We start from the raw sequence: 25,841 nt of genomic DNA, 5'->3' as shown, positions 1-25,841 counted from the left end.
GTGTATTCCCTTAACTTTGTGTCTGAGGAGCCGTTGTTGGCTGAATTGAATTGGTGGCTGATATCAGTGATTCATTTTCCTGCGCGTAGCTTGCGGTATCAAAGCGCATCAACAGCGCTGGTAGGAAAACAAAATCAACAACAAGAGCAATAAAGATCACCATGGCGCTTAACTGGCCCATATCTGCATTAAGTCTGAACGTGGACATGGCCAGCACAGTGAACCCTGCAACCAGTACAATGGTGGTGATCCATAGAGCTCGGCCTACTGTGTGAAAAGCGTAGCGAACGGCTTGCTCCGCGTTTTGCCCTTGCTTACGTGCACGTTGATATTTCGAGAGAAAGTGGACCGCATCATCAACAACGATACCCAGTGTCAGAGTGACAACCACAGACAGACCTAGATTTATCTCACCAGAGATCAAGGCCCATAAACCAAAGCCAATAATTGCTGGAGCCATGTTGGGTACAATACTGATCACACCAAGTCGCATTGATCTCAGTGCAAAAACCATCAACGCTGAAATCAAGATCAGAGTAATAGGCAGTGTCGACAACATACTAGCCATGTTGGTCTCACCAATGTGTGCAAACATCAGCGATGGGCTTGAAGCCAACGCGTCGTACTGCGAGCCATTAGCCTTAAACCAGTCGTAAATTCGATTCTCTAAATCGACCAGTTCAACACTGCCCAAGTTGTCGATGGTCACCACCAGTTTGATCGACGATTTATCGACATTAATCTGGTTATTAAGATCAAGACCATATGGCAGTGACATTTCATACAACAGCAAATATTGGGCAGCGAGCTCTCTTTGCAGAGGCAGCTTGTAGTAGCTGTCATCATCGCCATGCATGTTCTTGTTCAGGCGTTTATAGACATCGGAAAGTGTGGCGACGTGATCCGTTTCAGGCTGCATACGAAGCCAGTCAGTAAAATTACTAATCGTCTGGAGAAAAATAGGATCCGCAATCCCTTGGGACTCATGGGTTTTCACCGCAATACTGATGGTTGTCATGCCACTGATGCGCTCTTCCATGAAATCTGCAGCACGGCGAAACTCATTGCGCGAATCAAAATACTTCACCGATTCATCGTTCACCTTATTCAGTGGAATCAGTGCTGCTGATACCGCAATCACAACAACAGAAATAGGCAGCAAGGCTTTGCGATTATTCACTACCCAATCGCCAAGCTTATCCATCGAGTCGCTGCTTTTCCGATTATCGGTCTCTTTTTGCTTCACTTTAATTGGCAGCAATTTGAGTAACGCTGGCAACAAGCTGACTGACAGAAAACACGCCAACATCACACCGAGCGCTGCCAAGTTACCGAAATCTCTCAATACCGGTGAATCCGACATATTCATCATCAGAAAACCAATTGCTGTAGTCACTGAGGTGATGAAGATGGGCATGAAGTTAATCGAAACGCTGTGGTCGATCGCGTACTGCTTAGAATGGCCTTTTTGCATGCTCTGACGCATCGTTGCGATAACATGAACGCAGTCTGCGACAGCCAACGTCATCACTAAGGTGGGAATATTGACCGTAGCTGTACTAAGGAACATACCAGCCCAACCCGATAATCCCATAGTTGAAGCGACTGAGCCGATAATCACCACAAGCGTGGCGATCACACTCAGGAAGGAACGCAGCATAATGGTCAAAAACACCAGTATTACCAGCAACATGGCTGGCACTAATGTTGAGCTGTCATCCTGAGCGGCGACCATGAAAGCATGGTTCATTGCAATGATCCCCGCTTTATGGAACTCGACATGAGGATACAACTCACTGTATTTGCTTAACAGTTGATCGACTCCAGCAACCACTTCGAGTGCTTCCGTCGTCTCATCAATTTCAGGCAACTGAACGGTGACATTCACCACTGTCACATCGCCTTTTTCAGAGATCAGGGCGTGCTTGACCACAGGTTCAGACAAAGCAATTGCCTTAACCTTTTCGATGCGTTCTGGCGTAAGAGGATAATCTTCCAACAGAAGATCCTCGACAATCAGGTCATCTTCAATGGCTTCGGTATGCTGATAATTGGCTATGGAGTCGACTCGGCTTGAATAAGGAACTAGCCAAGCATCTCGGGTGAGCTGCTGAATCAGTTCCAGAGTTCTTGGCTCAAAAACGTTACCGCTTTGGGGAGAAATGATGATTGCGATGTTGTCGGATTTGGCAAAAGTGGTTTGTATTTCCTCATAGGCGAGCAGTTGTTGGTTTTTTCCGTCAAAAAAGATGTTGTAGTCACCTCGGAAATAGAGATTCTTTCCTCCAAAAGTGGCAGCGGTGACCAGTGCTAATGTCAGTAGGAGTACCCAACCGCTAAATCGGGTGGGTAAAGTTAACCACGGGTGTGGTTGATTTGGATTAGAGTTGGCTGATTTCATCACACTCTCCGTTTGTGACGTTTCGTCAAAAGTTGTTATTTAAAAACCAGCTAACGCTGGCACTTAAGTAACAAAGCTCGTGTTTGAATAATTCAAACCTTATCGAGTGTCTTTTTTGACGATTCGTCATTTAGAGAGTCAAATAAAACCCATAACGGGCTTTATTTTAGGCTGAAGTAGATTAGCGTCCGACGGAGTTGAGATATTCGATCTCTTGACTAAATAGCTCCTGTTCTACTCGGCGCCAGGTTTTCTTGTAATCCCACTCACTAGAGAGAGGCTTCCAGTTCAACCCATCTAACAGCATATTCGCATTATGGAGCACAGAGAACGGGTCCTGTAGGCGATTGATACAATGGCTATTGGACGCATTTTGCGTAAGGGCATTAGACCCAAAAGCAATCGACCAATTGGCAAACACTATCGCATCTGAGCTGATACCTGGTGAGAACTTGAGGTCACCACTTTCAACCGCGTAGTTAACCAGTTGATCGGCGCCTTCTATCACTTGCTCTTCCAGCTCATTTAGCGCTTTAACACGTTCTGGCGACGCCTTCTCAAGTACAAAAGGATTTTTCGCCATTAGTGCACACATGGACAAAATCGGCTCCATGCGCGTGTAGATACGGTAGCCTACATGCATCGCTATGATTTTTTCCCGTGTACAGCCTTCAAATTCTGCAGCGCGGGCGAATAACACAGCTTCGCTTTTCAGAGAATGAATACAAAGCGCAACAATCGCGTCTTCTTTACTACTAAAGTGATTATAAATCGTACCTTTCGAGTAAGGGCTTGCTGCCGTCAGCTTGTCCATGGTCAGGTTACTCCACCCTTCCTTTTGAACCAGCGCTTTCGCCAGCAGAATCAGCTCTATTTCTCTATCGGCAATGGCCTGTTGTTTCTTGGTTAACCCAAAACCACAACGGACGCCGTCTTTTTTATCACTCTTTTTACAGCTAAAGCCAAACATGATTATTTCGATCCGTACCCGTCTGTTACTCCTTAACTTTCTCATTGTAACACGAATCATAATATTGCGATAAACCACAATTATGACGATTCGTCATTTTTGACACTTCGTCATAATAGATCATATATTACTCAAATAAAAGATTTATTCGTAGATACATACATAAAAACTATGAATTATTATCGTGCTAAACTTTATGCACTTATCTGAACTAGAGAGACATTGCCACGTGTTCAAATACTTAGCTTTACCGCTTGTTACTTTTACATGCTGGACAAGTCCGGCATTGTCAGCGGATTACTCAACAGAAAAAAATTGCTTCAGGTTTACTGGTTCCTTGGGGAATGACGTTTGCCGACGACAACACGTTACTGGTCACCGAACGCAAAGGCCATATTCTCTCGGTCGATATCGCTACAGGCAAAAGTACTCAGCTTATGGAAGACCCCGCAGGCCTTTATGCCAACGGTCAGGGAGGGTTGCTCGATATCGCGATGTCCCCTTTCGAACCGAACAAAGCGTATGTGACCTATAGTAAACGCACCGCTAGCGGTTCAGATACCACTCTTGCTACCTTCACATTTTCAGACGGTAAGGTCTCTGACTGGAGAAACATCCTTACGACAACATCCAATTCCTCGACCAATCGCCACTATGGTAGTCGGGTGACCTTCGATGATCAGTACCTCTACATGAGTGTTGGCGATCGCGGAGAACGAGATAATGGACAGGACTTAAGTACCCATGCGGGGTCGATTCTCAGGTTGAATCCTGATGGTTCAGCAGTCGAAGACAACCCTTTCGCCGAGCAAAAAGGCGCGCAAAAGGAAATCTGGAGCTTTGGTCATCGTAATCCACAAGGCTTGTTTTACGATTCAGCAGCTAGCGCTTTGTGGTCGATAGAACATGGTCCTAGAGGCGGCGATGAAATCAATTTTATTCAGGCAGGCTCAAACTATGGCTGGCCAATCACTTCTCACGGTAAAGAATACTGGGGGCCGATTAATGTCGGAGAATCTAAAGAAAAAGAAGGGATCGAGTCACCAGTAAAGGTGTATGTTCCTTCCATCGCTCCCTCAAGTTTGCTTTTGTATCGAGGTAAAAACTACCCTGAACTGAACGGTAAGCTTCTCGCACCCGCTTTAAAACTGACCCATATTAATGTGGTCACGATAGACAAAAACAATCAAGCGGTAGATGAAACTCGAATATTATCAGAACTTAACGAACGCATTCGCCATGTCATCGTCAGCCCTAAGGATGAACTCATCTTTAGTACTGATCAAGGCAATATATACCGCCTTGTTCCAACTCGCAGTTAAGAAAAAGGCCCGCAATAACGGGCCTTGTTCTTAAGCAGTGATATGCTCCAGCAGTTCATCCTTGAGCTCACCTAATACCCCAGGCTTTGGCTGAGTGTGAGATAAAGTCCGCATACCATAGATGCCCATCACCAAAAATTGAGCTAACTGAGCTGGCGATTTTTTTTGAGACGCATTTCCCTCTCGCTGAGCCAGAGAAAGCTTCTCTTCAATAGACTGATGCCAATCTTGAAGCATCATGCTGATAAGATGTTCCACCTCATCATCCTGCTGTGCCATCTCACTGAGTGATTTCTGCAGCAAACAGTCTTTGATTTCTTCCGTTTCACACTCTTCGACAACCCAACTTAGATATTTTTCAAAGCCATCCATCACTGTTGGTTGAGAGTCAAACAAAGCCTGAAACTCTTGCGATTTATCATCACGATACTGTTCCAACGCCGCAATCAATAAGCCGCGCTTGTTTTCAAAGGCACAATAGATTGAACCGGGGTGCAGTCCAGTTACCTTTTTTAGGTCTTGCATACTGGTCTTAGCGTACCCTTTAGCTACAAAAGCATCCATTGCAGAACGTAATACTTCTTCCCGATCAAATTCAGCGCTGCGCATTGGTTCTCTTATCTCAATTATCAATATTGATTGATTCTACTTTATTTTGAACAAGCATTCAAAAAAGTAGTTGAATGCTTGTTCAAATTAGACTAACTTGAATGGGCATTCAAGAAAAACCACAAAGGGAACGTCATGAATAACCTATTTGAACCATTAGCGCTGAACGACACCATTACGTTGAACAACAGAATTGTGATGGCACCACTGACTCGTTGTATGGCTGATGACAGCCTAGTTCCAACTCAAGCGATGGTGGATTACTACGCTCGTCGAGCAGATACTGGTTTGATTATTAGTGAAGCGACCATCATTCGCCCAGATGGTCAGGGATATCCAAATACCCCCGGAATATTCAGTCAGGAGCAAATTGCAGGCTGGCGTAGGGTGACAGACGCGGTTCATGAAAAAGGCGGTAAGATTTTTGTGCAGTTGTGGCACACTGGCCGTGTTGCGCACCCTCATTTCTTCAATGGAGAATATGTACTGGCGCCTTCCGCAGTCAGCGTTGAAGGCAGCGTACCCCGCATGCGAGAATTGGCCTACACCACGCCTAAGCCAGCGACCCGAGAAGAGATTGAAGAACTTGTTGACGATTATCGTCAGGCCGCTATTAACGCTCTAGAGGCAGGCTTTGACGGGGTTGAAATCCACGGAGCAAATGGCTATCTGATCGACCAATTCCTGCATTATTCAAGCAATACTCGAGACGATGAATTTGGTGGCTCAGCAGAAAATATGGCGCGCTTCCCGTTGCAAGTCGTCGATGCAATCGTTGATGCTATTGGTAAAGATAGAACAGCACTACGACTCTCTCCGGGTGCTTACTTCAACATGGAACCAGACAGTCGTGATCGTCAGGTTTCAGATTACTTGCTCAAAGCGCTCGAAAGTCGTGATCTAAGTTACCTTCACGTGGGAATTTTTGACGATAGCATGTCATTTGATTACCTAGATGGCACCGTTTCAGAGTATATGCGTTCAAACTACAGTAAGACGCTAATGGGTGTTGGTGGTTTTACACCAGAAACCGGGAATGCGGCGTTGGAGTCCGGTAAATTTGATTTACTAGCAATTGGTCGTCCATTAATCGCCAACCCTGACTATGTCGAAAAAGTAAAATCAGGCTCAGTGTTGACAGAATATTCGGATGAAATGCTTGCCGAGCTTGTATAACCCGTTCACGTTTGGTGAGTTAAAAATCAGCGGCTTTTTGCCGCTGATTTCTTATGTAATGAAAATACAAAAAAGCCCTGACCAAATGGTCAGGGCTTCGTAATTTGGAGCGACACACGAGGTTCGAACTCGTGACCTCAACCTTGGCAAGGTTGCGCTCTACCAACTGAGCTAGTGTCGCATAATGCGTTAGTTAGATGGTGCCCCGGGCCGGACTTGAACCGGCACAGCGCGAACGCCGAGGGATTTTAAATCCCTTGTGTCTACCAATTCCACCACCAGGGCACACAAATCTAAATTTGTGATGGAGACACCATCTTTGACATCGACCCATTAGGAATCGTTATCATAAAATTTGGAGCGACACACGAGGTTCGAACTCGTGACCTCAACCTTGGCAAGGTTGCGCTCTACCAACTGAGCTAGTGTCGCAAATGGAGGCGCGTCCCGGAGTCGAACCGAGGTCCACGGATTTGCAATCCGCTGCATAGCCACTCTGCCAACGCGCCTTCGTAACACCAATCGTCTCGCTTATTTCGCTGCGTTCCTCTTGGGTACGGGATGCATTCTACGGATTCGAACTAATGAGTCAACACTATTTTTAATTTTTTGAATCGTTTGTCTAATTAACAGTCAAAAGCTTCTAATTTGATTAATTTACTCTCAAAATTCTTTTAATTTTGACCAAGTTAACTTAAACAAAGTAGATGAGAGGTATAAAAAACGGGCTATTGCCCGTTTTCTTTAATGATGCTCTTCACTGAGAAGGTCGTCTTTGGCTGCCATTAAATACTGTGCCATAGACCAATAGGTCAATACGGTCGCAACATAAAGCGCGGCGTAACCTAACCAAACCATCCAGTCATCATAACGCCAGATAAGCACCCATAAAGCAAACATTTGGCTAAGCGTTTTTACTTTACCTACCCATGAAACTGCCACACTGGCACGTTTACCGATTTCTGCCATCCATTCACGCAATGCAGAAATAATGATTTCTCGAGCAATCATAGTCACAGCAGGAATTGTTACCCAAATGGAGTGGTAGTGTTCCGTGACAAGAATCAGAGCGGTCGCGACAAGGACTTTATCAGCAACAGGATCGATAAAAGCACCAAAACGGGAGGTTTGCCCCAACTTTCGCGCTAACATTCCATCTAGCCAGTCCGTGAACCCTGCAACCCAGAACACCATTGCCGCTGCAAAAGGTGCCCAACTGTAAGGAAGATAAAAAACCACGACAAATACTGGAATAAGGAAAAGTCGTAACAAAGATAAAATGTTAGGGATATTTAAACGCATATTTATTGAGGCTCTTATCGTTTGCGTATTGCTCTGTTCACTGCTTAAAAACAGGGCTCTTATGGTGCGGGATTTTTCCTATTGTTTCAATGCTTGATAAATGTTTTCTGCCAAAGAAACACTAATCCCAGGAACTTTGGCGATTTCTTCTACGCTAGCACGTTGAAGTTCCTGTAATCCCCCCATGTATTTGAGCAATGCCTGACGACGTTTCGGCCCCACCCCTTCAATGCCTTCCAAGGCACTGGTTCTTCTTGTTTTTCCACGCTTGGCTCTATGCCCCGCAATGGCATGGTTATGGCTTTCATCACGGATATGTTGCATCAAATGTAGAGCTGGTGCATCACTAGGCAAGTTGAACTCTTCACCGTCTGTGGTAATCAAAGTTTCCAATCCTGGTTTACGAGTTACTCCTTTCGCAATACCAATCAAACGTGGCCGTTTAGGCCAATCTCCCCAATACTGTGAAATGATTTCAAATGCTCGGTTAAGCTGCCCTTTCCCCCCATCAATAAACACAATATCCGGGATTTTTTCTACATCTAGCTGCTTGGAGTAACGCCGCTCAAGCGCTTGTCCCATCGCGGCGTAATCATCACCACCGGTAATTCCAGTAATATTGTAGCGACGGTATTCCTGCTTCACTGGCCCTTCTTGATTAAACACAACACAGGAAGCAATCGTACTTTCTCCCATTGTATGCGATATATCGAAACATTCCATACGAGTGATAATATCCATACCTAAGACTTCCCGTAACTCTTTAAAACGTTGGGATATTGTCATCTTGTGGTTGATTTTAGTAGTAATTGCCGTCAGTGCGTTGGTATTCGACAACTTAAGGTAACGTCCACGAGTCCCCGTCGGGTTAACATGAAAATGGACTTTACGTCCGGCAATCTCGCCTAGAGCCTCTTGTAATGGCAGCGATTCTTCCATCAGGCCGGAATTAAGGATGATTCGTGTCGGGATCGTTCGTGCTTCGTTGTGGCTTAGATAATACTGGCTAAAAAAACTATAAAACACTTCTTCCTGAGTCGTATCATTGGGAATCTTAGGGAAATGGCTACGACTGCCTAAAATCTTACCTTGGCGAATCATCAGAATATGGATACAGGCAATGCCATTTTCTTGAGCAAAACCTAAGACGTCCATATCATCTTGAGAGTCTTCAGAAACAAATTGCTGCTCCTGAACACGGCGTATCGCTTGAATTTGGTCTCTAAACTTTGCCGCGTCTTCAAACTTAAGACTTTTACTAGCTAGCTCCATTTTTTCAACCAATGTTGTTAAAACCTGCTGATCTTTTCCTTGCAGGAACAAACGAACAAAACCCACCAGTTCGGCATAATCTTCATCGGAGACAATACTGCTAACACATGGCCCCGCACATCGGCCAATTTGGTACATCAGACAAGGCCGAGTTCGATTACTGTAAACCGTATCTTCACATTGTCGAACTGGGAAAATTTTTTGAATTAAATGCAGCGTTTCCCGAACCGCTCCCGAGTCAGGGTAAGGCCCAAAGTATTCACCTTTGCGCTTTTTGCACCGCGGTGCATCGATAGTCGCGGGTGCTTGTGGCCACTGACAAAAATGTAAGGATATGATTTGTCATCACGCAGTAATACATTGTATTTAGGCAAATATTGCTTAATGTAATTGTGTTCAAGTATCAGTGCTTCTGTTTCGGTATGCGTCACCGTGACATCAATCTTGTCAATATTACTGACTAAAGCTCGTGTTTTTTCACTGTCTACTTTGCTGCGGAAATAACTAGAAAGGCGTTTTTTGAGGTCTTTAGCTTTACCCACATAAATGACAACAGCCTCGGCGTTATACATTCTGTATACGCCGGGCTGATTAGTAACGGTTTTTAGAAAGGAAGCCGAGTCGAATGTGTCGGTCACTACAATGTCTCGGTGTCTAACATTCCATGGCGAATGGCTAGATGAGTCAACTCTACATCACCGCTGATATCCAGTTTATTGAACAAGCGGTAGCGGTAACTGTTGACCGTTTTCGGGCTCAAATTCAGCTGCTCTGAAATATCAGTGACTTTCTGCCCTTTGGTGATCATCATCATGATTTGTAATTCACGCTCGGAAAGATCGGCAAAAGGATTTTCTGATGCTGGAGAGAATTGGCTAAGCGCCATCTGCTGAGCAATTTCAGGAGAAATATAACGCTGGCCGCTATTGACCACACGAATTGCGTTGACCATTTCATCTGGCCCCGCACCTTTAGTCAGGTAACCCGCGGCACCTGCTTGCATCACTTTAGTTGGAAACGGATTTTCCGTATGAACAGTTAAAACAATGATTTTCACATCAGGATTGAAACGCAAGATTTTCTTGGTTGCCTCTAAGCCACCAATACCTGGCATATTCATATCCATCAAAATGACATCGGCATGATTGCTACGACACCATTTCGCTGCGTCTTCACCGCTTTCAGCTTCCCCTGCTACGTTCATTCCACGGACGTCTTCAATAATACGTCGTATCCCTGTGCGAACCAGCTCATGATCATCTACAAGGAAAACACTTATCAAACTTGTATCTCCACACTTCTTGATTGGCTCTGCACCCACTCGTTAATAGTGGATAACAGCATGGCAGCCTATTTTAACTCAAATTACATTTTTTACTTACTCTGAATATGTGCTCTAACGCAAACTTTAGCAAGTACTTATTTTCATATCTGCTGCTTAACACACTATTGACATATCGATCAATAACTTAAGTCATACATTGCGCTTGTGATTCAAAAAGCCGCATGGGGACACACAACACAAGCCTTAATATTGAAAATGAATCTAATTTCACTTAATAATACGCAGTGCAATACATATTGTTGCACAAATAAAAATACACTTTAAATATTATCTTATAAGGATATGTTATGAAAAAGCTTCTAGCAGTGGCAGCCCTAGCAACAACTCTTCCTATGTCTAATCTAGCACTGGCAGATAATGATATTGGTTGTGGTTTGGGTACTATGGTATTCGATGGTAATTCAGGTAAGGTCTCTAAAATCCTAGCCGCTACAACTAACGGTACTTCTGGCAACCAAACTTTTGGTATCACTTTTGGTACTCTAGGCTGTGACGGTACTGGTACGATTTCATCATCTCAAAAGCTAGCGATGTTCATTGATGGAAACATGGACAACCTAGCACGTGACATTGCTAAAGGCGAAGGCGAAACTCTCGCGACGCTTTCTGAGGTATGGGGTATTAACGAAGCAGACAAAGCAACATTTAACACACTAGCTCAGGAAAACTTTGCACAGGTTTTCAAATCTGAAAATGTCACTTCTCAAGAAGTGTTTGTAAACCTGAACAACGTTGTTGCTGATAACGCACAATTAGCGGGTTACGCTATTTAATCAATACCTTTCTAAAAGGTGCCTTCCTGGGCACCTTTTAGCATCACCCTAAACCTCCCTTCTCTTTGCTGTACCCTAGCACTGAAAGTAGAAGATAAACCAAACTGTAAGACTGTGTATTAGATGAAGTCCTGTGTGCTAAAAATTTCATTGTTGTGTGGCGTTAGCTTGTTGCTACCTTTTACCTCGACCGCTAGCGAATTCGATGTAGAACAGCTTTCCAAGCACTCTTACTGGCATAAGCTGGGACACTATTTGCCTACGTTTATCACTGGATACGAGAGTACCGTCGATAAAAGCGAGTTTTTTCTTTCAGAGCAAGGAAAGTACTCTCCTAGAGCCGAGCTTGAGGCAACCATCAATCAGCTCTATTCCGAAGATAAGCAACTTGCATTAGAAACTCAGTGCCAATACCCCGCGCGCTATCGTTGGCTTGAGCAACAACAAGGTCGTGAGGCGATATTGAACTGCCCAGAGTTGGAAACTTGGAGCCAAGCCATCGATCCGGCGGGTCTTACGCTGGTTTTCCCAACCGCATTTATGAATAACCCTTCTTCGATGTTTGGTCACACTCTATTGCGTGTCGATGCTAAGGATCAAACCAGACATAAAGAATTGGTAGCCTTTGCTATTAATTTTGCTGCTGAACCGGAAACAGATGACAACCCTGCTCTGTTTGCCATCAAGGGGTTGATCGGCAGCTATCCCGGTCGTTACACCGTGATGCCATATTATCGAAAAGTTCGTGAATACAACGACATCGAATCCAGAGACATTTGGGAGTACAAACTTAAACTCACGGAAGACGAAGTCAATCGAGTGCTATTGCACTTATGGGAGATGCAAAGAGCAGAGTTTGATTACTATTTCTTAGACGAAAATTGTTCTTATCAATTGCTGTCTCTGTTAGATGTCGCTCGGGAAGATTTGCGCTTAACCAAAAACTTCTCTGTACAGGCTATTCCATCAGATACGGTTTATGCCTTAGCGGAAAGCGGACTATTGGAAGAGCCTCAATATCGCGAAGCATTTGGCACCAGATTGCTACATCAAGCCAATGAAGTCGATGAGAAAATATTCGAGGCTGCGAAAAAAGCGACACAAGGCGAGTACCCGAGTGAAAACGAATTCTCAGATAAAGAACGAGCAGCGATTCTAGAGCTCGCCTATGAGTGGTTAAACTTTCAATTGTATGACTCCGATTTAGAGCGAGACCCAACAGCCAAACGATTGACTAAGTTGCTCTATCTACGCAGCAGAATCAAAGTTGAATCTCCGTTTACCCCAGTACTTCAACCTGATGTCCCACCAGAAAAAGGGCATGCTTCCGCTCGTATCGGACTGAGCTACCAGTACTGGGACGAGTACAATAATCAAGCCACTATTGAATGGAGAGCAGCGTATCATGATTTGCTTGATTCACAGGATGGCTTCATACCCGGCGCACAGATTAATTTTTTAGATACTCAAGTGAGCTTTGATCGGCAAGGCACTGCTCGGCTGGATCGATTTTACTTTATCGACACAATGGCGCTGGCGCCAAGTAATAGAGTGTTCGACAGTTGGGCTTGGAATATTCGTACTGGTTTTGACCGCCAGCCTATGTCTAATAAGATGGCAGGCAGATGGTTCGGACAGGGTGGCTTTGGCAAGGCCTGGGGCTCACCAGGCAAAGTCCACGTATACACTCTCTTGTCAGGTGCAGTCAGTGGCGGCAATCTGACCGAATATGACGCAACCCCTGGAGTCGGCTTGGAAACGGGTATAATTTTCCAAGCTGGCCGTAATCATAGAATAGGGTTACAAGCTCAAACTATGGCGCTGGTAAGTTCTCCGGAAGAGAGCCATGTCGACATTGATGCAAGCTGGAACTGGAGCTTTGATCGTAACTTTGCTGTGCGAACACAATTGAGTTATCAAAGTTGGCAGTCTGAGAACATTGGCGCCAAACTTACTGGCTTTATCTATTATTGAGAGTGAGCCTGCTTATGCTAAGCTAGTGAAACCAAGCTTCATCCGTTGCTTGGTTTTCATTTAGAGCAGTACAAATGTCCGTCCAACAAGGCTTCCTACTTACCCGTCACGCCAGAGATGTTTCTGGTCAAACTCAGATCGATTTATGGTTATCTACTGATAATGGGCCTGTACAGCTTGTTATACCGGGAGAGAAAACCGTCTTCTTTATTCCTCAAGACGATATCGAACAATGCCAAACTCTAATTAAAGAGTTATCAATTCAGGCTGAGATAAAACCTTTGGCGCTGCATAGCTTTGATGATGTAGAACTTGCGGCTTGTTACTGCTTAACCATTAAAGACGGACAACGGCTAAGCCAGAAATTCAAACAACATGAAATTCTGGTACTCGAAGACGATATACGCCTTGCAGATCGATATTTAATGGAGCGTTTTGTTCAAGGCAGTGTCGAATTTACTGGTCACCCCCAACTAAGAAAAGACTACACTCGCTTTTCAAGCGTCAAATGTCGTCAGGGGGACTATATCCCTCAGCTGAAGGTCGTCTCGCTCGATATTGAATGTTCAGAGAAAGGCGTTCTGTACTCTATCGGACTCGATAGCCCGATGGACAGTCGAGTGGTCATGATAGGTGAACCGCAAGAGGCGTGCACGAGTATCGAATGGGTCAAAGATGAAAAACAACTCCTGCTCACTTTAATCTCATGGTTTGAACGGTTTGATCCTGACGTCATCATCGGGTGGAATGTAATCGATTTCGACTTTAGGCTGCTACATAAACGTGCCGAGTGGAATAAAGTCAGATTAGCGATAGGACGTGCGAATCAGGCGAGTTTTTTCGCACCTCAAGTAACACTCAACAAGCATTCATATCAATCCCAGGTCGCGTGGTTTTAGATGGTATCGATACGCTAAAAACTGCCACTTACCACTTTCGAAGCTGGTCGCTTGAATCGGTTTCTCAGGAGTTACTCGGCGAGGGTAAGCAAATCCACAATGTTCATGATCGAATGGACGAAATCAATTACATGTTCAAAAAGGATAAGCCCTCACTTGCAAAGTACAACCTGCAAGATTGTGTTCTGGTCAACAAGATTTTTGCCCACACCCACTTGCTCGAGTTCGCCATTGAACGCTCTAAACTGACTGGCGTTGAGCTGGACCGTGTCGGCGGTTCGGTCGCTGCATTTACCAACCTTTACCTGCCACAAATCCATCGTGCTGGGTACATTGCCCCTAACCTACAATCTGAAAACTGGCTGGCTAGCCCAGGGGGCTATGTCATGGACTCCATTCCGAACCTGTATGATTCGGTGTTAGTTCTGGACTTTAAGAGCCTGTACCCTTCCATTATTCGCTCTTTCCTAATTGACCCAATGGGTTTGATCGAAGGGTTGAAATTGGACGTGGGTAAACAAGAGAACCAGGCTGTTGAAGGATTTCGTGGCGGTCAATTTCATCGTAGTAAACACTTTTTGCCCGAGATGATCGAAAACCTGTGGGCAGCGCGCGATATCGCTAAGAAAAACAACGAAAAGGCGTTCTCACAAGCCATTAAGATCATCATGAACTCGTTCTATGGGGTACTGGGGTCTTCTGGCTGTCGCTTCTTTGATACTCGCTTGGCGTCAAGTATCACTATGCGTGGTCACGAAATCATGAAGCAGACAAAAGTACTTATCGAGAATAAAGGCTATCAAGTAATTTATGGGGATACAGATTCGACGTTTGTATCGTTAAACGGGCAATTTTCTCAACAACAAGCCGATAAGATTGGCCACCAGCTTGTAGACCACATCAACGAATGGTGGACGAATCACTTACGTAATGAGTACAACCTCAACTCAATTTTGGAGTTAGAGTATGAAACACACTACAAAAAATTCTTAATGCCAACGATTCGCGGGCAGGAAACAGGGTCAAAAAAACGTTATGCGGGACTTATTGGTGAGGGAGAAAATGAGCAGCTGATTTTCAAAGGATTAGAAAGTGCGCGAACAGACTGGACCCCACTAGCACAAGAGTTCCAAAAAACACTGTACTCAATGGTATTTCATGGTGAGAATCCGAGTGAATATATTCGCGGATTTGTCGAGCAAACAAAAGCGGGAGATCTCGATGATAAGCTGATTTATCAAAAGCGATTGAGAAGAAAGCTCCATGAATACCAGAAAAACATTCCCCCTCAGGTACGCGCAGCCAGAATGGCGGATGAAATAAACAGTCAACTCGGTCGCCCGTTACAGTATCAAAACAAAGGGAGGATTGAATACGTCATCACTATTTCAGGACCTGAGCCCAAAGAATACCAAAAAAGCGCCATCGACTATCAGCACTACATTGATAAACAACTCAAACCGGTTGCCGAAGCCATCTTGCCATTTATTGGCCTTGATTTCTCGTCACTTAGTGAGCCACAACTAGGTTTGTTCTGACAATGAACAAACTATTTGGCATCTTTCATTATCTCCTCATAACGGCCAGATGCGATCAGTTTCTCTAAACCTAGGTTAAACTGCTCCACAAAATACCTTTGATGAGGGCTGTTATTTGAGATGAGTACACTCCATTTTTGCGTATCGATGGACTTTCTAGCATGAGTGATTCTTTTGGCTTCCTCAACAGAAAGACTGTTACGAATTAGGGCATAACCAACACTTTCGGTCGCCACAACTAAGTCTACTCGGTTGGCCAGCAGTTTTTTAAAATTCCCGACTTCTTTTGCTATACGCTGAACATTAATCACGCCTTGCCGTTCAGCCTCCTGGAATTCATCTGAATACTCATAACCAATAGTTCCACCAATCTCATATTCACTAAGGTCACTCAGCGTATGCCAGTTGACGACCTTGTCAACCAAATGAAAAAAACACGACGATCCTCTAAAATAGGAAGGGTATAGAGGAAGGCGGCTTGACGCTTTTTGTTTTCGGACCAAATCACTGTTCCATCATATTGGCCTTCTTCAGCTAGAACGTAAGACCGTTGCCACGGGTACCAACCCCAAATCACATCTATGCCTTGGTGTTTGTACGCCTCAACAATAACTTGCGATGATGGCCCACCATTTGGTAAAGATTTCGACAGATAAGGAGGCCATTCACCGTTGGTTAATTTAATGACATCCGGCTGTGCAAAAACATACGCAGAGACTAAATAAAGAGTTGTAAGCATCAACCGAACATTCAAAGTAACTCCGACAGGGTAAAGAGTCCATCACTATGACAAGTATAGTCGAGCCAGCAGCCCTTTGTGATTCCAGCCTCCGCTTGCACTCATCGATTACGCTCTATTGTCGCAACGCCATTGATGCCCCCACCTATCCATGATTGGCCGCCAACAGTGTGAGACATTCGTTCAAAACCAATCATTTAATAACAAAACATGTATTCTTGCTTGCGGTTTTTAACCCATTTTTAACCCTATTTGTACTATTAACGACATGCAACCACTATTTGAACATTCGGTGCTGCTTAATTCTATATTTCGGCCAAACCTAGCGCATCACACAAATCTTGACTGTTCCCGTTATCAACTTCATTGGTGTCCAGATTGCCAACGTTCAGGTTTGTGCCGTCAAATAACAAGAGAGATAGTATGAAAAGACAATTCAACCTGCTTCTAATAGCTGTATCAAGCGTTTTGAGTACCAACATTTGGGCATCAGAATTTGACGAGCCTGCTGGAGCAGCCATTAATATTCTCAGTGCCTTACAAGATTCAAGTGCGGTGAATTACATCAATGCTGAAAATCTCGTCAACGGAAACAGCAAACCACCGACATTATCTCAAGTCAAAACTCAGGTTTTAGCGCAGAACAAACGCTATTTGATCGATTTTAGCAACATAGAACATGAATCTGACAAAAACATAGCTCAAGATAAGCTCCGTAGAAGCTTAGGGTTATTGACTCTCGGAGATATGCTAATCATAAGTGAACACAAAGGTAAACTCCTGTTTAGTCAGTTGGAGGGTTCTGATGACACCAACCTTAAACGTCTTGAATACAAACCAAAAACACGCCGAGTAAAGAAAAGCATCTCCCCTCTTGCAGAGGTAGACAACAGCATACCTAGGGTCGCTTTTTATATCGAGGCGAAACGCGCCATCAGTGATGCAGCATGTAACCCTACCTGGAATACTTACCAAGGCCCCGTAAAAAGTACAGGCATGTGTGACAATGCCCATATTTCTCTGATTTATCAGGTGACACTGCAGCGTTCATTACCATTTGGAACCCAAGGAAGCGCAACACCTGATGCCAAAATAGTGAGAATTGCAATTGACGATTCAACGACTGGTGCGGGTATTCAACTGAACCGAAACTTCGGCAACATTCTGCTTCATACACGCGGTATACCTTGGCCTGAGGGCGGCGACGAGCATGAGATGGTGACCACAGCACTCGCGCAAAGTTATGACTTCAATTTCAATGCTTCAAATGAAAAAGCCCATATCCTGCGCACTGTGCCTAAAAGCAATTTAAACAAGAATTACACAAACCGTGAGATTTCGACCTTTTCATTTGGTGTGGTCGCGGGAGGTGACGCAAGTAGTGACGGTGCAAAAGGCAAACTCGAAGCTTCGGCGAACTGGACAGAATCAAAATGGTTATCCTTTGAAACCAATGACTATCGAGTCGATCGCCATTCAAATGGCCCTCAGCATGTGGGTTTCGAGTGGGCAAGGGAGCAGTACCCAACCGCGGAGTCAGTGATGGTCACCACGATTCATGGCTATACGGCGGGAATCACACTACCTGTAGATGAAAGTCGTATCAACAAAATGGGCCACGCAAGCTTCCTACCAAAAATGGAAGTCATTTACTCTGCTGACCCTGATGCGACGGGAAACACCAAATTTGATATTGATTCCACTGTCGACATCACTGGTTTTAGGTATATGACGAACGTGACGCCATTCTTTGGAGTACGAACTTACTACGCTAAAGACGACGATCACCAAATCAATAGCGTCAACAAGAACATTAATTTTGTGGTTGATTGGGACCACCCTGTGTTCACTGGCGGCAGGCCAGTTAATCTGCAACTGGGCGGATTCAAGAACCAATGTCTGGCTATCGATACTCAACAGCATATTTCGGCTAAAGAGTGTGATGAATACGATAACCAACAAGCTTTCATCTACAATCGAGATGGTCATTATATTAGCGCATACAATACAGAATATTGCTTAGACAGTACTGACCTAACTCAAGCTCAGTCATGCAGCTTAAGCCTCACACAGAAATGGAGTTGGGAAGAAGAAGCTAACCAAGATCGTTTAAAGAGTGCCCACCTCGACCATTATCTGACACACGATAAGCAGACTGGTGAACTCAGCATGACTGTCGGTACAGAATCAAAGTCTAGCCTCAGCACCAAGATGTACACACGATATGTCAATGTTTTTGATCCTTCTACGGTAGAAACCAACTCGTATAAGTAATCAGCCACATACCTAAAAGCGGCAATAAAAGACAGTGAGGCTTTTATTGCCGCGTCATCAATATCTCAGCCTATTTTAAATTCGGTTTTTTTGTACTGCTTAGCCAACCACTCACCGAAACCATCAAGGATACCAATCACAGAGCGCTTTGCGATCACCCGTCCGGTGAGCAAAATTCCTAACCGTTCAATTTCGACTTGTTTATCTGGGTAATAGCGTAAAAAATTCTGGCCGCACTCGATAGGATCATCAAACCAATTCTTGTCTTTGTACATCACCAAGGAATAACTCGCACGCAAAAGCTTCTTAGCAATCACTATCTGCGCTTTTGACTGTTCCTCTGGCGTTGCGGAGCGAGCAATGCGATTACGATAAACGGCTACCCAATCTTCCACATCCATATTCCAATGTTTGGCAATTTCCCAACTTGGCTCATAATCACCAAAGCATTCGGAAAGGTCTTCGCCATAAATGCACACCGAGCAGTGGCGTAACTGGAAGCCCCAAGAAAATATGCTTTCCAAACTGGCCACTTCTTTTACGAGCGTGTTCTTCAAGGAGACATCTTTAATAAAGGGATAAGATTTCTGAAAACGCCATTTTATCGAATTGAATAGGGTCGTTCTGACATCACTAAAGCTCTCATTGGTCACCACTAAAACATCGAGATTTGAACGATTAGGCCTCGCTCGCTTGCGAGCAACACTACCATAAAGGTAAACACTGTGTAGATTATCGCCCAGTCCCCCTTTAAGAAAAGCGATAAGATCGTTGATGGCAGGCTGATACCTTGCTTGAAAAGGTTGATTCGGATCGATAATGGAAAGATGCATTTAGTTGATAACAATAATTTTTAGATCTTCGATTTCTTAATGTTCGCCCACTCGCCTGGATGAATCAAGATATTCCTTCCCTTAAACACTATGTATATAATACGGCGATTCCATTCCATATTAAGGAAACATTTTTATGCCAAGGGCAAGTGAACTTAAAAAAGGTTTTGCTATCGAATCTAGCGGCAAAACACTCTTGATCAAAGATATCGAAGTCACCACTCCGGGCGGTCGCGGCGGCGCAAAAATCTATAAACTGCGTTGTACTGATCTTGCAACAGGTGGACGCGTTGATGAGCGCTTTAAATCCGACGACGTAGTTGAAACGGTGGATATGTTTAAACGTGCTGTCGCTTTCTCCTACGTTGATGGTGACGAATACATCTTCATGGATAACGAAGATTACACTCAGTACACCTTCAAAAAAGAAGAAATTGAAGATGAGCTACAGTTTGTCACTGAAGAAATTCAAGGTTTGCACGTCATTGTCGTTGATGGCAATGCAGTAGGACTGGAACTTCCAGCCTCTGTTGAGCTTGTCATCGAAGAAACTGACCCATCAATTAAAGGCGCTTCAGCTTCAGCGCGCACGAAACCCGCACGTTTCGCGACAGGTCTGACCGTTCAAGTTCCTGAGTACATAGCAACGGGCGACCGTATTGTGATCAATACAACTGAACGTAAATACATGAGTCGAGCGTAATTATGTCTGAACTGATCTCCTATGATGACACCATTGAAACGGCTTATGACATCTTTCTAGAAATGGCTCCGGATAATCTGGAAGCAGCAGACGTTATTATTTTCACTGCGCAATTTGATGATCGTGGCGCTGCCGAACTCGTTGAAACTGGCGATGACTGGTCTGGTCATGTTGGCTTTGACGTTGATAAGGAAACGTACGCGGAAGTCCGCATAGGCTTAGTCAATGAAGTGAATGACGTCTTAGATGAAGTCTTTGCTCGTTTACTGGTGAGCCGAGATCCGGACCATAAGTTCTGCCACGTGTTGTGGAAGCGAGACTAAATGCTACAAAATACCCAAGCTTTAACATGGGTATTTTTAGCAATAACTAGAAGACGAATTATCGACTAATTCGTCTTCTAGAATTCTGTCGGTTTCAACTGACAAACGGTGTGCTTGTTAGTCTTCTACCTTGGCATTTTCTACACGGGCTTTTAGTTTTTGCCCCGGGCGGAAGGTGACAACGCGACGAGCGCTGATTGGAATGTCTTCACCCGTCTTTGGGTTTCGACCTGGACGTTCGTTTTTTTCTCGAAGATCAAAGTTACCAAATCCAGACAGTTTTACCTGTTCGCCACTCTCTAGTGCCTTACGAATTTCTTCGAAAAACGCCTCAACCGTTTCCTTGGCATCCCGTTTACTGTATCCGAGCTTCTCAAACAGGTTTTCAGCCAAATCGGCCTTTGTGAGCGCCATAAAACTTTCCTCAAAGCTGTGTTATACAATGCTGCCGACTTGACAGCGCCAAAGCATTTTGCCCAGCCAATCAACAACATATCGGCTTTACTTGGGAAAGTGTATGCCAACCTTCTGATTTTCGCCAACTTTTTTGTTGATTGAACGCACTTTAATCTTAAAAAACAAACAGATAAATCAATCCTCTCATCCTTAAAACGACACAAGAGAGTTATTAAGCTTTTGTTTTTTATGAAAAATCACCCCTAAAATCAAATTAGTCAGTATTAGGCACTGAAATAGTTGGCAAAAAAAATTTATTTTGACGTGAAGGTCAATTTCTATCGTCGCTTAAGTCCAGATGATCTGCTTTTAAATTCATCGCAATACCAAGTGTCGTACTAAAAACATTCAACCTGACTTAACTACATTCGCTCAGAATCCACTCCTTAACTCGTCTGGTTAGAAAACTTTAATATAAATAATGAGACAGAGCTCAGACACAAATAAAAAACAGGTTGCATAATTTTTTTTTGTCATGTACACAAGACTTCCAAGCGTTGAACCACTACACATATCGTCCGAGGGTAGCTTAAACTTTGTCACCTTCGCATTGGATAATTACTAGGCTCCCAATGAACATTGACGATAACTACAAATAAAATTCGGGCCAACGTTCGTAACGTCAAAACTGGTGAAAGCAGAACATCATGTTCAGTTATTTATTGAGTCAACTTATGTATACCAAGGCGGTGGTTTTAATTTTAACCGCCCTATTGGTGCTGATTTGGGCTGTGTACTTTTGTACAGTACTTGCCAAACGTCATGGAGCACTGAGTTTGTGGCAGTATAGCTACTATATTTGCTACTCAATTGGCGTCTCCATATGGATTCTTAGCAATAGCTATTTTCATACTGGCTTACTGGTGCATTTTAGTGATGAAGTGGCAATCAACATGGCTATTATTGCCAACTTAGCGACCTCGCTTGCCTTTGCTTGCGCATGTTGCTTTATCGCCAAGCTACACAAACACTACACGGGCCGATCTGCCCCGATGTGGCAAGGGGTATTGGTTGCGTTTATTTCTATATTTGGCGTTGTGGTCAATCTGATCCCTGGGTGGACAGTTAGCGGTATAGAGATAGTAGGTCCGAGTGAGTTTCAATTAGAGTTTGGCCCTTTCACCAAATACTTCTTTCTTGGTTTTACCACCATCATTTTTCTGACGCTTGTTAATTTGCTGTCCCTAAAAAATTGTACAAGTCAAATCAGACGGAACCGTATCAACTACATGATATTAGGCATCGCTATTTTCATGTGTTCCACAGCTATCATTCAAGTTGGTGTCACTTTTTTCTTCGATGATTTCTCATTGACTTGGTTACCACCAATGCTCTCAATCAGCGAAATGCTTTTGATGGGTTATGCACTGCTGACATCGAGGTTTTATAGCCCCAAGTATATATGTTTTGTTGCTCTTAGTATCGGAATAACTGCCGTCATCTATGCGTGCGCAATATTGCTGCCCTTCTCTGGTGACAGTGCAGAACTCTTCGAGATCCTATTTGTTGTTTTGATTGTTGGTATGACATGGCAACCACTTTATAAAGTGGTTAGGCAGGGCGTGAGTCAAGTCTTGTACGGGGATGTAATGTGCCCCGTCGACAAGATTTCTCAACTAGAAGTAGACTTTAGGAGTTCACCTTCTACAGCCATGGAACAACTAGCGATTTATCTCGGAGTTCCCAAAGATCAACTTCGCTTGCTTGATGATTCTCATGGTGCAGATCTCTACCGCTCGTATTTTGCAAACAACAGTAGTTCTCTCGTTATCGAAGAAGTTGAAGAGGCTTTACTTCTATCATGTGATCAAACACTTAGGGCTATTCATCATAGAATGAATGAAACTAACTCTGCCCTTGTCTTACCGCTCTATGAACGTCAAAACAAACTATCTCATGTCCTAGTTTCAAGCTCAAAAAGTGGCGGCGTCTATTTCTCCAACGAAGAACTATCTGCGCTAGAGCGAGTGTTCAAAAAAGTTCAGGTGTACATAAACCACGAGCGGAAGGTGAAACAATCACAAGCACTCGCCAGCTCCATTGCAAATGAGATGCAAAGCCCTTTCGCACAACTGCAATTTGAATTCGAACATTTAAATCACGGTATCGAACTTAGTCGACCGCCAGAGCAGCTCGCTCAGCACTTAAGTAAGGGGAGAGACGCCATAAATAGAGGTCGTCAACTGATCGACATAATAGTTCGAGAAGTCAGTAAACCATCATTGGCTGAAGAACCGGTTATGCCTTCATCGATAGCTTCTGCTATTAATGTTGCCGTTAGTCAGTACAGCTTCCACGATAAATCGCTTCGCCAGCGCGTACAAGTGTCTGTCGAGCAGGATTTTGTGGCCAATATTAATCAAACTTTATTCAATTTCGTCTTGTTCAACTTGCTACGCAATGCCATCTATTACTTTGATTTATATCCTGATAGCCAAATAATCATCCAGACAGAAAAAGGACGCTTCCAAAATCATGTCATTTTCACGGACACAGGCCCTGGGATACCTCAAATCTACTTAGCACGTATATTCGAAGATTTTTTCAGTCACAATAAAACTGGAGGGAGTGGTTTAGGGTTAGGTTACTGCAAACGAGTCATGAACGCCTTTGGTGGAACGATTCAATGCGACTCGAAAGTCGATGAATATACAAGGTTCTATTTGAGTTTTCCTGTTACTTCAAACACAGAGGAGGAATTCCACGCCAAAGAAGCGATTGTAAGCGCTGACGATGTCAGAACTTTGCCCACGTCTATCGCCAATTCAACAACCACTTCAGAGAAACCTCTTATCCTCGTTGTAGACGACAAACAAGTTCAGCTTTCACTCGCTAAGCTTTATCTTGAGCAATTGGGTTATAACGTTCTACTGGCAAACAATGGACAAGTCGCCATTGAGGTAATTGAGAACCATCCAATTAGCCTCGTCTTTATGGACATTCAAATGCCGATAATGGATGGATTTGAAGCAGCAACTATAATCAAGCGTTCACACCCATCTCTTCCCATCATTGCTCTGTCAGGCGAATCGGGAGAAAAGGAACTGAAAAGAATTAGTGAAGTTATGGATGGGCGTTTATCCAAACCCACATCAAAGCAGGCATTGGATCAGATGCTGGCATCAGCGTTGTCTGCTTGTGTGCACTAGCGCTATTGCAATTTCAAAACGACTCGCAAAATGCGTGGCGCTGAGAGGTGATGATCAAAAGCAATCTTTCTTGTATCAATTATTATTTGGCGTTTGAAATTTGACACCGAAATTGAACTCTCTAAGTGATTAATACAGCGAACGAAAGTTCATTTTGGTGTAGTCCTATTCGATTGTGGCACTCATTATGCTTCTACATGATCAACGAGGATAAAGTGGCAATAATTTGTCTCCGTCACTTTATCAGCCTGAGACGGTTACCGGGCAGACGCAGATAAGAGAGGCTGTTTATGGAAATTCATCGACATACGTATTATCGCCTTATCCATCATGGAATCAAAAGCTTGTTAGTTGATCGCATCGGTCATTTCACTGAACACGAGTATCATGATTATCTCAATTACATGACTGGTAAATCCAGCTGTTTCTCCATGACTAATGAGGAGCTGGAGGTCGCTGTCGCTAACCTTAAAAGCGAAGGCTATCTAGAAGACATCAAACCCTTGATACGACACTTTGAAATGCACTCCTAATGATACAACGCCAAGGCCAGCAAGATATCGCTGGCTTCGGTATATCATCGCAACAGGGGCTTAAACCATTGTGAATTGTACAGATTTGGTTAGACTGAGGGCAATTTGGCAACTCACAGACTCTACAATGAAACAACTGATCGATTTTATTCCGCTCATTATCTTTTTTTGTCCTGTATAAAATGCACGACATCTACGTAGCTACAGGCGCTCTCATCGTAGCGACAGCAATTCAAATAATCGTTACCTACGCCTTATACAAAAAAGTTGAAAAGATGCAGCTTATCACCTTCTTGATGGTGGCTTTTTTTGGTGGCCTGACCATTTTCCTACACGATGACAATTTCATTAAGTGGAAAGTCACCATTGTATACATGGTCTTCGCAATCGGCCTTGCCGTCAGCCATATCATTGGCAAATCGGCCATAAAGGGGATGCTTGGCAAAGAAATTAGCCTGTCCGATCCAGTATGGGCGAAGGTCACTTGGGCGTGGGTTGTGTTCTTTTCACTCTGTGCGGGACTCAACGTGTATGTTGCGTTTGAGCTACCACTTGATGTGTGGGTCAATTTCAAAGTCTTTGGTCTACTTGCAGCAACATTTGGTTTTACCTTGCTGACCGGTATCTATATCTACAAACATCTGCCAAAAGACAAGCCCGAAGCCGACTCTGGTGACTGACCATACGTTTTTGATATAATCCACACTAATTTTTCCCCATTGGGGTATTTCAGCGGCTGTATTGGCCGCTGTTTAATTTTATGGATGTCAAAATGAGTAAAGAAATCACTTCCCCTCGGGGACAAATGCTTTTACGCACCCTTGCCATGCCAGCAGACACCAATGCAAATGGCGATATATTTGGTGGTTGGATCATGTCACAGCTCGATTTAGCAGGCGGCATTCTAGCAAAGGAAATATCTGGTGGACGAATTGTCACTGTGTCGGTTTCAGGGATAACTTTCAAAAAGCCAGTTAAGGTTGGCGATGTTGTATGCTGCTACGGTGAATGTACCAAGATTGGCCGTACATCGATGAGCATTGATCTGGAAGTGTGGGTAAAACCAGTCAAAGAACACGGCGTGGAAGATCGCTTCATGGTGTGTGATGCTACGTTCAACTATGTGGCTATCGACACAGAAGGCAAACCTCGCCCTATCAAACAAAACTAATCTCACACTTTGCTGTCAGAAGGTCTTTAAAAAGCTGTTACATTCTGTAGAGTTAGGCTAATCACACAATAAGCGGTTT

At 44.0% G+C, this 25,841-nt stretch carries 19 protein-coding genes, 4 tRNA genes and 3 pseudogenes; 12 read left to right on the top strand and 14 right to left on the bottom strand.

Annotated features, from left to right (window positions below):
* Positions 1-10: 10 nt before the first annotated feature.
* Positions 11-2,401 (bottom strand): MMPL family transporter, encoded by a 2,391-nt coding sequence (locus KW548_08690; protein ID QXX05346.1) that lies wholly within the window; start codon positions 2,399-2,401, stop codon positions 11-13.
* 181 nt (positions 2,402-2,582) lie between these two features.
* Positions 2,583-3,371 (bottom strand): TetR/AcrR family transcriptional regulator, encoded by a 789-nt coding sequence (locus tag KW548_08685; GenBank protein QXX05345.1) that lies wholly within the window; start codon positions 3,369-3,371, stop codon positions 2,583-2,585.
* Between the two features lie 344 nt (positions 3,372-3,715).
* On the opposite strand from KW548_08685, the gene KW548_08680 reads away from it, so the two are divergent.
* Positions 3,716-4,693, top strand: a complete 978-nt coding sequence (locus KW548_08680; GenBank protein ID QXX08017.1) for a PQQ-dependent sugar dehydrogenase — start codon at positions 3,716-3,718, stop codon at positions 4,691-4,693.
* 30 nt (positions 4,694-4,723) lie between these two features.
* Here the strand turns inward: KW548_08680 and KW548_08675 are convergent, their stop codons facing one another.
* The gene (locus KW548_08675) at positions 4,724-5,302 is read right to left on the bottom strand and encodes a TetR/AcrR family transcriptional regulator (protein QXX05344.1); all 579 of its coding nucleotides are present in this window, start codon (positions 5,300-5,302) and stop codon (positions 4,724-4,726) included.
* Positions 5,303-5,437: 135 nt separating this feature from the next.
* Between KW548_08675 and KW548_08670 the strand changes: the two genes are divergently transcribed.
* A complete protein-coding gene (locus tag KW548_08670) occupies positions 5,438-6,478 on the top strand; it encodes an alkene reductase (GenBank protein ID QXX05343.1) in 1,041 nt (346 codons plus the stop codon).
* 105 nt (positions 6,479-6,583) lie between these two features.
* On the opposite strand, the gene KW548_08665 is transcribed toward KW548_08670, so the two are convergent.
* The 7 genes and pseudogenes from KW548_08665 to uvrY form a co-directional block, all read right to left on the bottom strand.
* Positions 6,584-6,659 (bottom strand) — tRNA-Gly (locus tag KW548_08665).
* 17 nt (positions 6,660-6,676) lie between these two features.
* Positions 6,677-6,763 (bottom strand) — tRNA-Leu (locus KW548_08660).
* A 71-nt stretch (positions 6,764-6,834) separates the two neighbouring features.
* A tRNA-Gly gene (locus KW548_08655) sits at positions 6,835-6,910 on the bottom strand.
* Positions 6,911-6,913: 3 nt separating this feature from the next.
* Positions 6,914-6,987: transfer RNA gene (locus KW548_08650), tRNA-Cys, on the bottom strand.
* 235 nt (positions 6,988-7,222) lie between these two features.
* Positions 7,223-7,780 (bottom strand): CDP-diacylglycerol--glycerol-3-phosphate 3-phosphatidyltransferase, encoded by a 558-nt coding sequence (gene pgsA / locus KW548_08645; protein QXX05342.1) that lies wholly within the window; start codon positions 7,778-7,780, stop codon positions 7,223-7,225.
* A gap of 78 nt (positions 7,781-7,858) precedes the next feature.
* Positions 7,859-9,690: pseudogene (gene uvrC / locus KW548_08640) on the bottom strand (excinuclease ABC subunit UvrC).
* Positions 9,690-10,334 (bottom strand): UvrY/SirA/GacA family response regulator transcription factor, encoded by a 645-nt coding sequence (gene uvrY / locus KW548_08635; protein QXX05341.1) that lies wholly within the window; start codon positions 10,332-10,334, stop codon positions 9,690-9,692. The pseudogene uvrC and the gene uvrY overlap by 1 nt, the downstream one beginning before the upstream one ends.
* Before the next feature lie 350 nt (positions 10,335-10,684).
* Here uvrY and KW548_08630 point away from each other — a divergent pair, with 350 nt between their 5' ends.
* The 3 genes and pseudogenes from KW548_08630 to KW548_08620 all read left to right on the top strand — a co-directional run bounded on the left by KW548_08630 (position 10,685) and on the right by KW548_08620 (position 15,581).
* Positions 10,685-11,170: a DUF3015 domain-containing protein gene (locus tag KW548_08630; protein ID QXX05340.1), complete on the top strand. Its 486-nt coding sequence runs from the start codon at positions 10,685-10,687 to the stop codon at positions 11,168-11,170.
* A 123-nt stretch (positions 11,171-11,293) separates the two neighbouring features.
* Entirely contained in the window at positions 11,294-13,144 is a 1,851-nt protein-coding gene (locus KW548_08625) for a DUF4105 domain-containing protein (protein ID QXX05339.1), read from the top strand.
* Positions 13,145-13,218: 74 nt separating this feature from the next.
* Positions 13,219-15,581 (top strand): annotated as a pseudogene (locus tag KW548_08620) (DNA polymerase II).
* Positions 15,582-15,592: 11 nt separating this feature from the next.
* On the opposite strand, the gene KW548_08615 reads toward KW548_08620, so the two are convergent.
* Positions 15,593-16,006: a transporter substrate-binding domain-containing protein gene (locus KW548_08615; protein QXX05338.1), complete on the bottom strand. Its 414-nt coding sequence runs from the start codon at positions 16,004-16,006 to the stop codon at positions 15,593-15,595.
* Positions 15,973-16,320 (bottom strand): hypothetical protein, encoded by a 348-nt coding sequence (locus tag KW548_08610; protein ID QXX05337.1) that lies wholly within the window; start codon positions 16,318-16,320, stop codon positions 15,973-15,975. Before KW548_08610 ends, KW548_08615 begins: the two co-directional genes overlap by 34 nt.
* 423 nt (positions 16,321-16,743) lie before the next feature.
* On the opposite strand from KW548_08610, the gene KW548_08605 reads away from it, so the two are divergent.
* Positions 16,744-18,594 carry a leukocidin family pore-forming toxin gene (locus KW548_08605; protein ID QXX05336.1) on the top strand — a complete coding sequence of 617 codons (1,851 nt, stop codon included), beginning with the start codon at positions 16,744-16,746 and terminating at the stop codon, positions 18,592-18,594.
* A gap of 65 nt (positions 18,595-18,659) precedes the next feature.
* Here the strand turns inward: KW548_08605 and KW548_08600 are convergent, their stop codons facing one another.
* The gene (locus tag KW548_08600) at positions 18,660-19,427 is read right to left on the bottom strand and encodes a nucleotidyltransferase domain-containing protein (GenBank protein ID QXX05335.1); all 768 of its coding nucleotides are present in this window, start codon (positions 19,425-19,427) and stop codon (positions 18,660-18,662) included.
* A gap of 136 nt (positions 19,428-19,563) precedes the next feature.
* Between KW548_08600 and yeiP the strand changes: the two genes are divergently transcribed.
* Together yeiP and KW548_08590 are read left to right on the top strand one after the other, a co-directional pair.
* On the top strand, positions 19,564-20,130 hold the full coding sequence (yeiP, locus tag KW548_08595; GenBank protein QXX05334.1) for an elongation factor P-like protein YeiP: 567 nt from the start codon (positions 19,564-19,566) through the stop codon (positions 20,128-20,130).
* A 2-nt stretch (positions 20,131-20,132) separates the two neighbouring features.
* Positions 20,133-20,453: an HI1450 family dsDNA-mimic protein gene (locus tag KW548_08590; protein QXX05333.1), complete on the top strand. Its 321-nt coding sequence runs from the start codon at positions 20,133-20,135 to the stop codon at positions 20,451-20,453.
* 117 nt (positions 20,454-20,570) lie between these two features.
* On the opposite strand, the gene ihfA is transcribed toward KW548_08590, so the two are convergent.
* A complete protein-coding gene (ihfA, locus tag KW548_08585; protein ID QXX05332.1) occupies positions 20,571-20,867 on the bottom strand; it encodes an integration host factor subunit alpha in 297 nt (98 codons plus the stop codon).
* Positions 20,868-21,556: 689 nt separating this feature from the next.
* Between ihfA and KW548_08580 the strand changes: the two genes are divergently transcribed.
* The 4 genes and pseudogenes from KW548_08580 to yciA all read left to right on the top strand — a co-directional run bounded on the left by KW548_08580 (position 21,557) and on the right by yciA (position 25,762).
* Positions 21,557-24,058, top strand: a complete 2,502-nt coding sequence (locus KW548_08580) for a response regulator (GenBank protein QXX05331.1) — start codon at positions 21,557-21,559, stop codon at positions 24,056-24,058.
* A 290-nt stretch (positions 24,059-24,348) separates the two neighbouring features.
* Positions 24,349-24,591 carry a hypothetical protein gene (locus KW548_08575; GenBank protein QXX05330.1) on the top strand — a complete coding sequence of 81 codons (243 nt, stop codon included), beginning with the start codon at positions 24,349-24,351 and terminating at the stop codon, positions 24,589-24,591.
* Between the two features lie 127 nt (positions 24,592-24,718).
* A pseudogene (locus KW548_08570) lies at positions 24,719-25,271 on the top strand (septation protein A).
* 92 nt (positions 25,272-25,363) lie between these two features.
* Complete coding sequence (gene yciA / locus KW548_08565; GenBank protein ID QXX05329.1) at positions 25,364-25,762, top strand: acyl-CoA thioester hydrolase YciA; 399 nt, start codon at positions 25,364-25,366, stop codon at positions 25,760-25,762.
* Positions 25,763-25,841: the final 79 nt, after the last annotated feature.

The sequence above is a fragment of the Vibrio neptunius genome (assembly GCA_019339365.1).
In the GTDB taxonomy this organism is placed as follows: domain Bacteria; phylum Pseudomonadota; class Gammaproteobacteria; order Enterobacterales; family Vibrionaceae; genus Vibrio; species Vibrio neptunius.
This window is presented reverse-complemented; position numbering and strand designations above follow the sequence as displayed.